Source organism: Gordonia rubripertincta (assembly GCF_038024875.1).
GTDB lineage: Bacteria > Actinomycetota > Actinomycetes > Mycobacteriales > Mycobacteriaceae > Gordonia > Gordonia rubripertincta.
Window position 1 is genome coordinate 4,813,362 of sequence record NZ_CP136136.1, and the last position, 13,823, is coordinate 4,827,184.

13 protein-coding genes, 1 tRNA gene and 1 pseudogene are annotated in these 13,823 nt (G+C 68.3%); 5 read left to right on the forward strand and 10 right to left on the reverse strand.

Features of this window, described 5'->3' with window-relative positions:
• The first annotated feature begins 86 nt into the window (after positions 1 to 86).
• Together RVF83_RS21885 and RVF83_RS21890 are read left to right on the forward strand one after the other, a co-directional pair.
• Positions 87 to 302, forward strand: coding sequence for a hypothetical protein (locus tag RVF83_RS21885; protein WP_341261975.1), 216 nt, complete (start codon positions 87 to 89; stop codon positions 300 to 302).
• 28 nt (positions 303 to 330) lie between these two features.
• Positions 331 to 407, forward strand: a tRNA-Ile gene (locus RVF83_RS21890).
• A 27-nt stretch (positions 408 to 434) separates the two neighbouring features.
• On the opposite strand, the gene RVF83_RS21895 is transcribed toward RVF83_RS21890, so the two are convergent.
• The 6 genes and pseudogenes from RVF83_RS21895 to RVF83_RS21920 all read right to left on the reverse strand — a co-directional run bounded on the left by RVF83_RS21895 (position 435) and on the right by RVF83_RS21920 (position 7,222).
• Positions 435 to 1,235 carry an alpha/beta fold hydrolase gene (locus RVF83_RS21895; RefSeq protein WP_005200192.1) on the reverse strand — a complete coding sequence of 267 codons (801 nt, stop codon included), beginning with the start codon at positions 1,233 to 1,235 and terminating at the stop codon, positions 435 to 437.
• 38 nt (positions 1,236 to 1,273) lie between these two features.
• The gene (locus RVF83_RS21900) at positions 1,274 to 1,819 is read right to left on the reverse strand and encodes a dihydrofolate reductase family protein (protein WP_005200193.1); all 546 of its coding nucleotides are present in this window, start codon (positions 1,817 to 1,819) and stop codon (positions 1,274 to 1,276) included.
• Positions 1,820 to 1,890: 71 nt separating this feature from the next.
• Entirely contained in the window at positions 1,891 to 3,816 is a 1,926-nt protein-coding gene (dnaG, locus tag RVF83_RS21905) for a DNA primase (protein WP_168432589.1), read from the reverse strand.
• 76 nt (positions 3,817 to 3,892) lie between these two features.
• A pseudogene (locus RVF83_RS21910) lies at positions 3,893 to 5,210 on the reverse strand (deoxyguanosinetriphosphate triphosphohydrolase).
• Positions 5,203 to 5,688 (reverse strand): cold-shock protein, encoded by a 486-nt coding sequence (locus tag RVF83_RS21915; protein ID WP_005199281.1) that lies wholly within the window; start codon positions 5,686 to 5,688, stop codon positions 5,203 to 5,205. The pseudogene RVF83_RS21910 and the gene RVF83_RS21915 overlap by 8 nt, the downstream one beginning before the upstream one ends.
• Before the next feature lie 148 nt (positions 5,689 to 5,836).
• The gene (locus RVF83_RS21920) at positions 5,837 to 7,222 is read right to left on the reverse strand and encodes a glycine--tRNA ligase (protein WP_005199282.1); all 1,386 of its coding nucleotides are present in this window, start codon (positions 7,220 to 7,222) and stop codon (positions 5,837 to 5,839) included.
• Between the two features lie 253 nt (positions 7,223 to 7,475).
• On the opposite strand from RVF83_RS21920, the gene RVF83_RS21925 reads away from it, so the two are divergent.
• From RVF83_RS21925 to RVF83_RS21935, 3 genes are all read left to right on the forward strand, one after another.
• The gene (locus tag RVF83_RS21925; RefSeq protein ID WP_039880677.1) at positions 7,476 to 8,921 is read left to right on the forward strand and encodes a M28 family peptidase; all 1,446 of its coding nucleotides are present in this window, start codon (positions 7,476 to 7,478) and stop codon (positions 8,919 to 8,921) included.
• Positions 8,922 to 8,999: 78 nt separating this feature from the next.
• Entirely contained in the window at positions 9,000 to 9,368 is a 369-nt protein-coding gene (locus tag RVF83_RS21930) for an ArsR/SmtB family transcription factor (protein WP_005199284.1), read from the forward strand.
• Positions 9,365 to 9,796 (forward strand): Fur family transcriptional regulator, encoded by a 432-nt coding sequence (locus RVF83_RS21935; protein ID WP_005199285.1) that lies wholly within the window; start codon positions 9,365 to 9,367, stop codon positions 9,794 to 9,796. Before RVF83_RS21930 ends, RVF83_RS21935 begins: the two co-directional genes overlap by 4 nt.
• 31 nt (positions 9,797 to 9,827) lie before the next feature.
• On the opposite strand, the gene RVF83_RS21940 is transcribed toward RVF83_RS21935, so the two are convergent.
• The 4 genes from RVF83_RS21940 to RVF83_RS21955 all read right to left on the reverse strand — a co-directional run bounded on the left by RVF83_RS21940 (position 9,828) and on the right by RVF83_RS21955 (position 13,795).
• Positions 9,828 to 10,229 carry a hypothetical protein gene (locus tag RVF83_RS21940; RefSeq protein WP_005199286.1) on the reverse strand — a complete coding sequence of 134 codons (402 nt, stop codon included), beginning with the start codon at positions 10,227 to 10,229 and terminating at the stop codon, positions 9,828 to 9,830.
• Positions 10,226 to 11,047 carry an isoprenyl transferase gene (locus RVF83_RS21945; RefSeq protein WP_005199287.1) on the reverse strand — a complete coding sequence of 274 codons (822 nt, stop codon included), beginning with the start codon at positions 11,045 to 11,047 and terminating at the stop codon, positions 10,226 to 10,228. The genes RVF83_RS21940 and RVF83_RS21945 overlap by 4 nt, the downstream gene beginning before the upstream one ends.
• Positions 11,028 to 11,843: a DNA repair protein RecO gene (gene recO, locus RVF83_RS21950; RefSeq protein ID WP_039880651.1), complete on the reverse strand. Its 816-nt coding sequence runs from the start codon at positions 11,841 to 11,843 to the stop codon at positions 11,028 to 11,030. The genes RVF83_RS21945 and recO overlap by 20 nt, the downstream gene beginning before the upstream one ends.
• A gap of 95 nt (positions 11,844 to 11,938) precedes the next feature.
• Positions 11,939 to 13,795, reverse strand: coding sequence for a pyruvate kinase (locus tag RVF83_RS21955; protein ID WP_005199289.1), 1,857 nt, complete (start codon positions 13,793 to 13,795; stop codon positions 11,939 to 11,941).
• Positions 13,796 to 13,823 lie beyond the last annotated feature (28 nt).

Genomic DNA, 13,823 nt, shown 5'->3' on the forward strand with positions numbered 1-13,823 from the left:
GGGCCAGACGCACCGCACCGAAGATCAGGGAGCCGTGGGACACCGCGGATGCGGCCGCCCAGATCTGCCCTGACGGACGGATGGAGATGAACGCGGCCTGCCATTCGGCGGCCGGCCATTCGGCGGCCTGCCATTCGGCGGCCGGCCACGTCGACGAGGCTCTTCGGAAGCTCGCCGCCACCGTTGAGCCCCTCGACGTCATCGGCGTACTCACGTCCACCGTGACCGATTCTGCGGCGCCGTCGACCGTCGACCGTTTGTGCACAGCGGCGGGCTGCAACCGCCGGGAGACCGTGCGGTAATCTCCTCCCGCGGGCCGGGTGCCCGCACGGGGAGTTAGCTCAGTCGGTTAGAGCCGCGGACTCATAATCCGTAGGTCGCGGGTTCGAGCCCCGCACTCCCCACCACGCGGTGACGATCTTTCTCGCCGACGATCAGTCGCCGACGATGGCCTCGCGCAGCGCCGCGGTCACGGCGGCCGGGTTGTCGACGTTCATCAGGTGCCCGGCGTCCGGGATCACGCGGTAGGTCACGTCCGCCAGACCGTCGACGATCATCTTCGCGGCCTTCTCCGGACACAACGCGTCACGATCGGCGGCGATCACGTCGACATGCTGCCGGATCTCGGAAAGCCGTGGGGTCAGTGGCTGCTCGCGCACTCCGGCCATCGCTCGTGCGGCGTTTGAATAGCCTGCGCCATCCCCGACCGCCTCGAGCCTCCTGGCCGTGATCTCGTCGACGCGGTCGTGAGCGGACACCAGGCCGGCGACGGTGTCGTCGCGCATCGCGGTGCCGAACTCGTCGCTCGAGGTGTCGGCGGCCTGATCGGCGCGCTGCTGGTAGAACTCGGCAGCGGCTCGTCCCACCACCGAGGACGTACCGAGGACGATGGCCCGGCTCACCAGGTCCGGCCGCTCGGCAGCGGCCCAGAGCACGATCGTCCCGCCGGCGGAGAACCCGACCACGATCGCGGGTCCGGTCACCGTCTCGAGGAACCCGACGAGATCCCGACCGAGCTGGTCCAGCGTCCCATCAGCCTCGCCGACCGTCGTCGAGCCGAAGCCGCGGAGGTCATAGGCGTAGGTGTGCAGATCGGCGAGGTCGCGCTGCGTGTGCGCCCAGCTTCGACTGTCCTCACCCAGTCCGTGCACCAGAACAATTGGCGTTGAAGAGCTTTCGCCGCTCCCCTGTTCCGCGTAGTTCACCGTGAGATCGCCGATCGACACCGTCGTCATGAATCCAGGCTCTCACACCGCCCGTCACCCGATCCCGCTCACCTCTCGACGCGGCACCAGAACTCGGTTTCGCCGGGGACACGCGTCAGGCGCACCTCTCCGCCGCCGGGTCGATCGAAGACCCGGACCCCGTCGCCCAGGAAGACCGGGACGTGGAAGAGCAGGACCTCGTCGAGCAGTCCGGCGTCGATCATCTGACGCGCGACGTCGGCGCCGATGACGGTGACGTACCCGTCTCCCGCCAGGCGCTTGGCCTCCTCGACGGCGCGGTTCAGGTCGGAGACGAAGGTGACGCCCTCCACGGGCTCGGCGGGCGGGTTGTGCGTGAGAACGACTGTCGGTCCATGGAATTCACCCTCGAAGGCGCCCTCGCGGTCGGTGCCCTTGTTGGGATCGTCACCGCGGAAGCTCCGATTTCCCACCAGCAGGGACCCGGTCCCCTCCCGGAGACGGAGCGCTGCCGTGCTGTCGCTGCCCTCGGGTGCGTCCTCGCCGAAGAATCGCGTCAGCCAGGACATGTCGCCACCGGGACCGGCGATGAAGCCGTCGAGCGATGCCGCTGCCGAGTAGATCGTCGTCGCCATGTGGTGTTCTCCGTTCAGACGTGGTCGATGGTCAGACCAGGCGAACGACGAGAACTCATCGCGGTCGGTGCTCAGCCGGCGCCGACCGTCGGGTCCAGCGCCTGCTCCAGCAGGCTGCGGCGATACGCCTCCAGCGCCACGAGATCGCCGAAGACGGCGTTGTAGCCGTCCGGGTCGTCGCTCGGGGCCATCCGGCGTAGACGGGACTTGATGTCGGCGATCTGCGAGCCGACCCACACCTCCTGCAGGCGGGCGAGAACGCTGGTGATGTAGCGAGCGATGTTGTCCTCGTCGACGGGCATCGACTCGACGGCGAGTTCGGTGACCAGCGGGTCGATGACCGGGTCGTCGACGGCGTTGCGGACGGCGTCGACCCAGGCGGCCCCACCCAGACCCGACGACGTGCCGCCGATGCTGATCATCGCCTGCCGCACGATCGCGTACGCCGGTTCGTCGAAGCATTCGACGGGCAGCGAGTCGAAGACGGTGCCGGCGATCGCCGGGTACTGCAGCGCAGCCTTGAGGGCTTCGCGTTGCGGCCATAGCCGCGGGTCGTTGGGCTGGGGGCGTGCGGACGTCGGTGCGGCCTCCGCCTCCGGCCGGTTGCGTGCGGGCCCACCGCGCCGACCACCACGCCCGGAGTCCCCGGCGCCCTTCGCCTTCCGGATCTTCGCACCCTCTTCGCGCACCCGCCCGAGGACCTGGCTCACTTCCTCCCAGCCGACCCAGCCGGCGAGCTGACGGGCGTACTCGTCGCGTAGCGCAATGTCCTTGATGCGGGCGACCACCGGAACCGTGTCGCGCAGGGCGTGGACTCGGCCCTCAGCGGTGTCCAGGTCGTGTTCGGTCAGCAATGTCTTGATCGCGAACTCGAACATCGGCACGCGCCGGGCGATGAGGTCGCGGACCGCGGCGTCGCCCCGGGACTGACGGAGTTCGCACGGGTCCATGCCCTCGGGCGCGATCGCCACGAAGGTCTGGCCCGAGATCGCCTGCTCCCCCTCGAAAGCCTTGAGCGCGGCGGCCTTTCCGGCGTCGTCCCCGTCGAAGGTGTAGATCACCTCGCCGCGGAAATACGAGTCGTCCATCATCAGACGACGGATCAGCGCGAGATGATCCTCACCGAAGGCGGTGCCACACGATGCGACTGCGGTGGTGACGCCGGCGAGATGCATGGCCATGACGTCGGTGTAACCCTCGACCACGACGACCTGATGCCCCTTGGCGATGCTCTTCTTCGCGTGGTCGAGACCGAACAACACCTGAGACTTCTTGTACAGCATGGTTTCCGGCGTGTTCATGTACTTGCCGAGGTTGTCGTCGTCGTAGAGCTTGCGGGCACCGAAGCCGATGATGTCGCCGCCGAGATTGCGGATGGGCCAGAGCAGCCGACGGTGGAATCGGTCGATGGGACCCTTGCGTCCCTGCTTGGACAGGCCGGCCGCCTCGAGCTCGCTGAACTCGAATCCCTGCGACAGCAGGGCCTTGGTCATCGTGTCCCAGCCGGCGGGCGCGTATCCGCAGCCGAACTGGACGGCGGCCGCGGCGTCGAAGTCACGCTCGGACAGATAGTCCCGTGCCGCCTGCGCCTCCGGGGTCTGCAGTGCGGCCTGGTAGAACTTCGCGGCGGCGGCATTGGCGGCGACGAGCCGGGCGCGTGTGCCGCGGTCCCGCTTGATCGCGGTGCCGCCACCTTCGTAGTTGATCTGGTAACCGAGCCGGTCGGCGAGCTGCTCGACCGCCTCGACGAAGCTGATGTGCTCCTGCTTCTGCAGGAAGCTGTAGACGTCGCCGCCCTCACCGCACCCGAAGCAGTGGAAGTGACCGTGGTTGGGACGGACGTGGAACGACGGCGACTTCTCGTCGTGGAACGGGCACAGTCCCTTGAGGCTGTCGGCACCGGCGCGGCGCAGTGCGACGTAGTCGCCGACGATGTCCTCGATCCTCGTCTGCTCACGGATCGCCGTGATGTCACGATCGGGGATTCGGCCTGCCACGCGTCCAGTGTAGTGACCTCCCGACGCGGGGATGACCGGGCGCTTCACACACGCCGACAGCACCCGGCGACCGACCTCACCCCAGGTGCGCTTGCGCTCCGGAGTTCTGCTTGTCGGTGCGTTCCAGGCGGCCCTCGGTCATCGACGCGATCTGGTCGACGATGACCCGCATCCGGGCGGCGTCGTCGGTCGCGGCGTTCCACCAGGGCACGAAGATCGGGTCGAGCCCTCCGGGAGCGGCCTCGACGAACCAATTGGCGACACGGTGGATGCGTTCCCGCTGCCGTTGCTGGGTCGCCTTGTGGCGTTCGTTGGAGAAGATGAATCGCAGCGCCATGGTCTTGAGCATCGGGACCTCGGCGGCGATGAGCGGCGGCACCTCGAGATCGGCGTCGTAGCGGGAGACCGGCCGGTCTCCGACCACCGCCCGGGTGCCGGTGATGGCCGCCGATGCGAAACGCCCGATCAGCTCACTGGTCAGTCGCTTGAGGGCGACGTAGGAGTCGAGCGTGCCGTCGAAGACGCCGACCGCCCGCACGATGTCCATCTCGTAGAGTCGCTGCGCCGCGTCGACGAGGGCCTCCGGGTCGAGGCCCGGGAACTCCTTGGCGCCGATCTCGGCCATCTCTCGACGATCCTGCGGGTCCCCGAGGCTGCGGAGGTCGATACGACCGCCGATGACGCCGTCCTCGAGGTCGTGCACGGAGTAGGCGACGTCGTCGGACCAGTCCATGATCTGCGCCTCGATGCACTTCGCGGTTCCGGGTGCATCGCGACGAACCCAGTCGAGCGTCGCCGCGTCGTCGTCGTAGGCGCCGAACTTGCCGCCGGGACTGCGCCGCGTCCACGGGTACTTCAGCGTCGCGTCGAGCGACGCGCGCGTCAGATTGAGGCCCGCACTGACGCCGTCGGCGTCGAGCAGCTTCGGTTCCAGCCGCGTGAGGATGCGGAGGTTCTGCGCGTTGCCTTCGAAACCGCCACAGTCGAGGGCCACCTCGTCGAGCGCCCGTTCCCCGTTGTGCCCGTACGGCGGATGCCCGATGTCGTGGGCGAGGCCGGCGAGTTCGACGAGGTCGGGTTCGGCACCCCAGACCGATGGCGATACCGCGCCCGATCTGACCCACCTCGAGTGAATGGGTCAGCCGGGTACGCGGGGTGTCACCTTCACGCGGCCCGACGACCTGTGTCTTGTCGGCCAGCCGTCGCAACGCGGCGGAGTGCAGCACGCGCGCACGATCGCGGGCGAAATCACTACGATGATCCGTTCGGGTGCCCGGGAGACTCGCGACCTTGGCACCTTCGGGGACATAACGTTCGACGGCCTCGTCGCCGTAGGCGGCCACGGCCGGGAGGACATGGCCGGCGGCGCCGGACCCGGATTGGGTGCTAGTCAAGCACCCAGCCCCGGCCGACCGCGAAATCGGTGACCCGCTGACGGATCGCCACGATCTGGCGTGCGGTGAGGTCATCGTCGGCGTCGAGGAGCAGCTCGGTCAGCTCCTCGGTGAAGGCGCCGGCGTCGAGCGAACCGCTGCCTCCGCGCGGGCGTCGGCTGCCGCGGTCGTCACGGTCATCACGACGATGACCGCGGTCGCCGCGGTCCCCACGACCGTGGTGGTCGTCACGGCGATGCGCACGTGCTCCCGCCGAGTCGTCGGCCGGAGCCTCCTCGGTCACGGCGACGTTGACCGCCTTGGAACCGCGATCGGTCTCCTCGATGTCGAAGGACACCTTGGCACCCGGCTTCAGCGAATTCTCGTCGATGTCGATGTCGTTGATGTGGAGGAACACATCAGCACCGCCCGACTCCGGCGCCAAGAAACCGAATCCCCGATTTGCGTCGTAATGAACGACTTTCCCGCTGACAGACACGACTCCACTCACTCTCTCGTCACGCGCATGACGGACCCCATGCCCTACTCCGCGCGACAACTCGCCATCAATTGTGACAGACATCCGCAGGTCAGGCGGAATCGTGGCCGGTCCGCCACACCCGGATGCCGGGTGTGGCGGCGTGCGGTCAGGCGCCGAGCAGCTTGCCGCCGAGGTATTCGGCGACCTTGTCGAGGGCGACGCGCTCCTGACTCATGGTGTCGCGCTCACGTACGGTCACGGCCTGGTCGTCGAGGGTGTCGAAGTCGACGGTCACGCAGAACGGCGTGCCGATCTCGTCCTGGCGGCGGTAACGCTTGCCGATCCCCTGCGCGTCGTCGAACTCGACGTTCCAGTGCTTGCGCAGTTCGGCGGCGAGGTCGCGTGCCTTCGGCGACAGCTTCTCGTTGCGCGACAGCGGCAGCACCGCGACCTTGATCGGCGCGAGGCGGCGGTCGAGGCGCAGCACGGTGCGGGTGTCGGTGCCGCCCTTGGCGTTCGGCACCTCTTCCTCGGTGTAGGCGTCGCACAGGAACGCCATCAGCGACCGGGTCAGACCGGCTGCCGGCTCGATGACGTACGGCGTGTAGCGCTCGCCGGTGGCCTGGTCGAAGAACGACAGGTCCTCACCGGAGTGCTTGCTGTGGGTGGACAGGTCGTAGTCGGTGCGGTTCGCGACACCCTCGAGCTCGCCCCACGGGTTGCCGGCGAAACCGAACTTGTACTCGACGTCGACGGTCCGCTTGGAGTAGTGCGACAGCTTCTCCTTGGGGTGGTCGTAGAGTCGCAGGTTCTCCGGATCGATACCCAGGTTGACGTACCAGTTGAAGCGCTGGTCGATCCAGTACTGGTGCCACTCCTCGTCCTCACCCGGCTTGACGAAGAACTCCATCTCCATCTGCTCGAACTCGCGGGTGCGGAAGATGAAGTTGCCCGGTGTGATCTCGTTGCGGAAGCTCTTGCCGATCTGCGCGATACCGAACGGCGGCTTCTTGCGCGCGGTGGTCATCACGTTCTTGAAGTTCACGAAGATGCCCTGCGCGGTCTCCGGACGGAGGTAGTGCAGACCCTCTTCGTCGTCGACCGGGCCGAGGAACGTCTTCATCAGACCGCTGAACGCCTTGGGCTCGGTCCAGTTGCCGGGCTGGCCGGTCTCCGGGTCGTTGATGTCGGCGAGGCCGTTCTCCGGCGGGTGGCCGTGCTTGGCCTCGTAGGCCTCGATCAGGTGATCGGCGCGGTAGCGCTTATGGGTGTGCAGCGACTCGACGAGCGGGTCGGTGAACACCTCGACGTGGCCCGATGCCTCCCAGACCTGGCGCGGCAGGATCACCGACGAGTCGAGACCGACGACGTCCTCACGGCTGATGACCATGTTCCGCCACCACTGCCGCTTGATGTTGTCCTTGAGCTCGACGCCGAGCGGGCCGTAGTCCCAGGCAGATTTGGTGCCGCCGTAGATCTCACCGCACTGGTAGACCAGACCCCGGCGCTTGGCGAGGTTGACGACGGATTCCACTTTGGACTGGGCGGCCACGGTTAACTGCTCTCCACGGGTTGAAGGTGTTCGGCTTCGTACTGTCCTGCTCGTGCGCGGGGCGACCGGGTGGGGTCGGGCGCGCGCACGGCAACCCCTACAGACTACCGAGCGGGGCATCCGTTCGACGAAACCAGTCGCTTCGGCAGGCCGTCCACCGCCACCGGCGATGCCTGCCCGCCGGAACTGTCACAGTGGCAGGGTGATCTCTCGAGACCGCTTGCTGACCGCCGTCGCCACCACCGCGGCGACGATGACCCTTCTTGCCGGCTGCTCGGCCGACCGAACCGAGAGCCCGGCGCGCAGCGCCACATCGGCGCCGGTGTCGACACCGGCCGTCGAACCACCGGTCCGCGAGGTCACCCCGGCCGGACTGGCCGACGCGGTCACCCTCGACCACGTCATGGGGCACGTCCGAGCGTTTCAGCAGATCGCGGACAACCACGGTGGGACCCGCGCGTCAGGCACGCCCGGCTACGACGCCTCGGTCGACTACGTCGCCGGACTGTTGCGCGGCGCCGGGTTCGAGGTCACCACGCCCGAGCTCAGCTACGAACGCTTCGACCTCGGGCCCGTGAAGTTCTCCGCCGACGGCCGCGACGTGAAGGGCCACGTGCTCGAGTACTCGGTCGGAACCCGCAAGCCGGTCACCGCGAAACCGGTGACCGTCGCAGCAGCGGGATGCGCACCCGCCGACTACCCGGCGGATGTGCGCGGGTCCTTCGCGGTGATCACCCGCGGCACCTGCACCTTCACGGACAAGGCCCGCCACGCCCAGTCGGCGGGCGCGGTGGGAGTCGTCATCGTGAACAACGAGGACGGTCCACCCTTCGGGTTGACTCTCGGCACCGACGACGTGCCCGACATCCCCGTTCTCGCGGTGGCGCGCGACGACGCCGACCAGGTGCGCGCGGCCGAGCAACTGCGCCTGTCCGTCGACGCGGAGACCACCCCGGTCACGACCCGCAACATCATCGCCGAGACCCGCACCGGGGCACCCGACGACGTCGTGATGGCCGGCGCCCACCTCGACAGCGTCGTCGAAGGTCCCGGCATGAACGACAATGCGAGCGGCAGCTCGGCGGTCCTCGAGACGGCCCTGCGCCTCGGGTCGTCACCGCGAGTCCCCCACCGGGTCCGCTTCGCGTTCTGGGGCGGCGAGGAGGACGGTCTGGTCGGCTCCAGCGAATACGTCGGCGGTCTCGACGCCGCCGGGCGCCGTGCCCTCGCGCTGTACCTGAACTTCGACATGCTCGCCTCCCCCAACGGCGGGTACTTCACCTACGACGGCGACGACTCCGAACGCAAGGGCGCCGCGGCGGGTCCCGCCGGTTCCGACGGCATCGAACGCGTCTTCGCGAAGTTCTACGCCGACCGCGGAATCCAGCTGGGCGCGGCCGATTTCGACGGCCGATCCGACTATGGCCCGTTCATCGCGGTCGGCATCCCCGCCGGCGGCGTCGCGACCGGTGCCGAACGGAAGAAGAGCGCGAAAGAGGCCGAGATGTGGGGCGGCAAGGCCGGCGAGGCCTTCGACCCGAACTATCACAGCCCCCGCGACACCATCGACAACATCAACACCGGACTTCTGGCCGTCAACGCCGCCGCGGTCGCCCACACCGTGGCCACCTTTGCGCTCGCGACGAACGGTCCCGACGGCGTTCCGGCGGTCGATCGGCGGCAACGGAGCGAAGGCTGACTCCGCCTTCACTGATTGAAAACGATTTCCGTTAGAATGGCGGCAGTGCTGTGACGCGAGCAGTCCGGGAGGAGTGACATGTCGGCTGAACCCATCGAGGGATCCGGTCAGTTCGGCGCGTCCGGACCGGCCGACGACTCCGCCGCCGCACGGGAGGCAGCCGCCGACCTGTTGCGTGCTCTCGCCTCCCCCACCCGCGTCGCGATCGTGCTCTCGCTGCGTGAGCGCGTCCAGTGCGTGCACGAACTCGTCGGCCACCTCGGTCTGAGCCAGCCGCTCGTCAGCCAGCACCTCCGCGTCCTCAAGGACGCCGGCGTCGTCCGGGGTCACCGCAACGGCCGCGAGATCACCTACGAACTGCTCGACGACCACGTCGCCCACATCGTCGTCGACGCCCTGGTCCACGCGAACGAGACCAACCGCGGCCCGTCGGTGGTGTCCGAATGACCGGCGTCGAGGCATCCGGCCCGCAGCCGGTCACCGGAGTCCGTTCGACGCGCCAGCGCGCGGCCATCGCCGACGCCCTGGCCGGCACCGACGACTTCTGTTCAGCCCAGGAACTCCACGAGATCCTCAAGGGCCGAGGCGAGTCCATCGGCCTGACCACCGTGTATCGCAACCTGCAGGCCCTGAGTCAGGCCGGTCAGATCGACGTCCTGTGGGACGGGTCCGGCGAAACCCGGTACCGCCACTGCTCGTCGGGACACCACCATCACCTGGTGTGCCGCAACTGCGGAACCACCGTCGAGGTGCAGGCCGACCCGGTCGAGAAGTGGGCCGCGACCATCGCCGCCGAACACGGCTTCACCGACATCAACCACACGGTCGAGGTCTTCGGACTGTGCGCGAACTGTCAAGGCTGCCAGCGCAACTGACACAGCGTGGAGCGACCTCAGCCCGGAAGTGCTACTTCGCCACCAGCCGCTCGGCGGCGTCGACGCCGGCCGCGAGCACGATGTGCAACACCGTCAGCAGCGGCAGGTCGTCGAGTCGCCCGGCGGGAAAGGTGTAGTACTGCAACACATCCGTGGTGACTCCGGCCGGGTCCGAGCGTCGGAGGCTGCCGAAGCTCATCTGGGCGCCGAAAGCCTCCACGTCGTCACGCAGGGTCGGGGTGTTGGGCAGGTCCATGGCAACCATCTGGGTCACGGCGAGAACATCGAGGCCCTCCGACAGGGTCAGCACCCGGATCGAGGCACGCGTCGGACCGACCTGCACGACAACGGATTCCGCGTCGGGACGGTCGGTGGGTCCGAGCTCGGCCACGATGACGGCGGCACGTTCGAGCAGCGCGGCGGCATCGCTCACGACGGCTTCACCCCACCGAAGCGACGGTCGCGGGAGGCGTACTCCAGGCAGGCGTCCCACAGGTCGCGGCGGTCGAAGTCGGGGAACAGCTTCTCCTGGTAGACCATCTCGGCGTAGGCCGACTGCCACAGCAGGAAGTTCGAGATGCGCTGCTCCCCCGACGGACGCAGGAACAGGTCGACGTCGGGCATGTCCGGTTCGTCGAGGTAGCGCGCGAAGGTCGACTCGGTGACGCGCTCGGGATCGATCTCGCCACGCGCGGCACGACGGGCGATCTCACGGGCGGCGTCGGCGATCTCGGCACGCCCACCGTAGTTGACGCACATCGTCAGCGTCATCACGGTGTTGTCCTTCGTCAGCTCCTCGGCGATCTCGAGTTCACGAATGACGCTGCGCCACAAGCGGGGTCGGCGGCCGGCCCAGCGGACCCGCACACCCATCTCGTGCATCTCGTCACGTCGACGACGAATGACGTCGCGGTTGAAGCCCATCAGGAAGCGCACCTCTTCGGGACTGCGCGACCAGTTCTCGGTCGAGAAGGCGTACGCCGACAGCCAGCCGACGCCCAATTCGATGCAGCCGCAGACGGTGTCCATCAGGACGGCCTCGCCACGCTTGTGCCCTTCGGTGCGCGGCAGTCCGCGATCGGTGGCCCAGCGGCCGTTGCCGTCCATCACCAAGGCCACGTGTTTGGGCACGAACTGGGCGGGAATGGCCGGGGGTCGCGCTCCGCTGGGATGGGGGTCCGGGGGACGAACCTCCGTGCGTGGGCTCGTCGGTTTGCGTCCCTTCGACGAACTACCCGGCCGCAACGCCATCGTCGACTCTCCTCACCCCGTGCTCCACACCTGGCTCGACACCCGTTTCCATCAGCCTATGAGGCGCCGTGCGTTCGATGAGCGGCAGGGTTCGGAGCTGACGTTCGAGATGCCACTGCAGATGCGCGGCGGTGAGGCCGCTGGCCTGGCGGCGCAGGGAGTTCGACGACTCCTCCACGTGTTCCCACTGACCGCGGAACAGCGCGTCCATGAGGTCGAGCACGCCGGGCGACGGGGTGGCCGAGCCGGGTGGCCGGCAGTGCAGGCACACCGCCCCGCCGGCGGCGACGTGGAAGGCCCGGTGCGGACCGGGGTTGGCGCAGCGCGCACATTCCTCCAGCGCGGGCATCCAGCCGGCGCTGTACATGGCGCGCAGCAGGTAGGCGTCGAGGATCAGTTCCCGCGGCCGACGGTCCTCGGCCAGCGCCTGCAACGCACCCACCGTGAGGCGGTGCAACTGGCGGGTGGGTGCGCGTTCCTCACCCGCCAGCCGCTCGGCGGTCTCGAGGACCGCGCAGGCCGTCGTGTAGCGCCCGTAATCGGCGACGATCGCGTCGGTGAGGGCGTGCAGGCTGTGCACCTGGGTGACGACGTCGAGGCTGCGCCCCGGGTACAGATGCACGTCGATGTGGGCGAAGGGTTCGAGACGGGCGCCGAACTTCGACCGTGTCCGGCGCACCCCCTTGGCGACCGCGCGCACGAGCCCGTGCTCCGCGGTCAGCAGGGTGATGATGCGGTCGGCTTCGCCCAGCTTGTGCTGGCGGAGCACGACGGCCTCATCCCGGTAGAACCTCACCCGCCGATTGTCCCACCGTCCACCGACACCGCCGACCCCGACATGCCCTTCCGATACGCCCTTCGCAAGCTCGGGGTTACTCGAGCAGCAATGGGTCAGCGCGGGCTGATGTCGAACGAGGTGAGCGGACGCAGCAGCGACCGCTTCTTCTCGACGTGGCCGCCCATCCGGTCAAGGATCGAGGTGAGCGCCTCGATGGCCTCGACAATGTACGGGCCTTTGTTCAACATGACCCCCTCGGCGCGGCGGCTCATCGCGGCGTCGGTGACCTCAGCACGAGACGGAACACCCTTCTTCGCCAGACCGTCGAGAACCTGCGTGGCCCAGATGACCGGAATGTGCGCGGCCTCGCAGAGCCACAGGATCTCCTCCTGCACCTCGGCCAGCCGGCCGAACCCGACCTCCACGGCGAGGTCACCTCGCGCGATCATCACGCCGACCGCATCCCATCGCATCGCCTCGAAGAGCATCTGCGGCAGCGATTCGAACGCGGCGCGGGTCTCAACCTTGAGCACGATCCCGACGTTCCGGGCGTCGAGGCGCTCGAGTTCGGCGATGAGGTCGGCGACATCCTCCGGCGACCGGACGAACGAAAAGTTGACCATGTCTGCGTGCGTCGCCACGAACTCGAGAGCAGCGCGGTCCTCCGGTGTCAGCGCGGGGATGTGGAGAGTGGTGTCCGGGAGGTTGACGCCCTTCTCGGCGCGCAGTCTGGTGCCCTTCGGGCCGGCGCGTTCGATGTCGACGACGATCTCGTCGTCGAACCTCTCGCGCACGCGTCCGGCGATCTTCCCGTCGTCGAACAGAACCCGGTGCCCCGGTTCGACATCGTCGAAGGCGACCCCGAGTTCGCATCCGATCCGATGTGGTCCGACCCTGGTCGCGGGTGTGGGCGCGAGGTCACGCTGGAGTCGGATCTCGTCGCCGGTGCGGATCAGCAGATGCTGGCGCTTCTCCGGCAGGTCCGCGACGACGAGAGCTTTTCCGCGGAGGCGTTTCCCCGTGATCGACGCCCCGGTCCGGTAGTAGACGGTGCGATCGCATTCGGCGTCGATCCCGGCTTCGGACACCGCGACGACTTTCAGGCGTCGACGGCGACCGCGTGCGTCGCGAAGCCGGAATCGGTCGCCCTCGGACACCGCGCCGAGGTCGTCGACCGGGATGATCGCGTCGATGCCGTCGGGCAGGGCGTGATCGGGATCGGGCGGGGTCGTCCTCATCCGCACCCGTGATCGGCGTTCGACGGTCCCGTCGTCGGCTCGGACGGGTTTCACCTTGACGACCTTCGGTCCCGGCTCGAGCGGTCCGGTGCGGAGTTTGGGCCCGGCCAGATCCATCGCGATACGCACGCGCCCGGGGAGTCCGCGCACCGACTCGATCATCCGCGCCCATTCGGCGGGTCCGTCGTGGGCGCAGTTCACCCGTGCCACATCCATCCCGGCCTCGCCCATGCGTCGCACCAGATCCGCGTCGTCGGCGGCCTGGGTCGGCATCGTGACCATCACCCGGCTGGCTCGTTCACCGTGCTCGTCGCCGGCCCGGTCGGCGGTCACGTCGTCGGCCCCACCCGGGTGCACGCGGCCCAACAACTGGTCGCGGTTTGCGCCGAGAACCCGGACCCCGTCGGAGAGATCACCCCAGATCGGGTGTCTGCGTCTGCCTTCGGCGAGGGCGTCGACGGTCTCGATGACCGTCTCGATCCAGGAGTAGACGATCGATTCCATCCGGCCGAGACTCGACAACCCGTGGGCGGCCATCGACGACTGCAGCGGACGCAGATCCCGCCGCCGCACGGTGACGTAGTGCACGAGGTTGCGCGCGCTCTGCCGATGCTGTTCGGCCACCGCGGAGATCAGCGGCCCCGCGAGCTCCTCCGCACGGTCGAGCTCGTCCCGCAGGTCGTGCAAAGCGGCCGACATCTCCGCGATCGACATCTCCACCGTCGTAGACATGCATCCACCGTGCCAGGTTTCCGCGGAA

Bases quoted from the DNA above. Each gene is read 5' to 3' on its own strand.
- RVF83_RS21885 (WP_341261975.1), top strand. From the start codon at position 87: ATGAACGCGGCCTGCCATTCGGCGGCCGGCCATTCGGCGGCCTGCCAT.
- RVF83_RS21895 (WP_005200192.1), bottom strand. From the start codon at position 1,235: ATGACGACGGTGTCGATCGGCGATCTCACGGTGAACTACGCGGAACAG.
- RVF83_RS21900 (WP_005200193.1), bottom strand. From the start codon at position 1,819: ATGGCGACGACGATCTACTCGGCAGCGGCATCGCTCGACGGCTTCATC.
- RVF83_RS21925 (WP_039880677.1), top strand. From the start codon at position 7,476: ATGACCCTTCTTGCCGGCTGCTCGGCCGACCGAACCGAGAGCCCGGCG.
- RVF83_RS21930 (WP_005199284.1), top strand. From the start codon at position 9,000: ATGTCGGCTGAACCCATCGAGGGATCCGGTCAGTTCGGCGCGTCCGGA.
- RVF83_RS21935 (WP_005199285.1), top strand. From the start codon at position 9,365: ATGACCGGCGTCGAGGCATCCGGCCCGCAGCCGGTCACCGGAGTCCGT.
- RVF83_RS21945 (WP_005199287.1), bottom strand. From the start codon at position 11,047: ATGGCGTTGCGGCCGGGTAGTTCGTCGAAGGGACGCAAACCGACGAGC.
- RVF83_RS21955 (WP_005199289.1), bottom strand. From the start codon at position 13,795: ATGTCTACGACGGTGGAGATGTCGATCGCGGAGATGTCGGCCGCTTTG.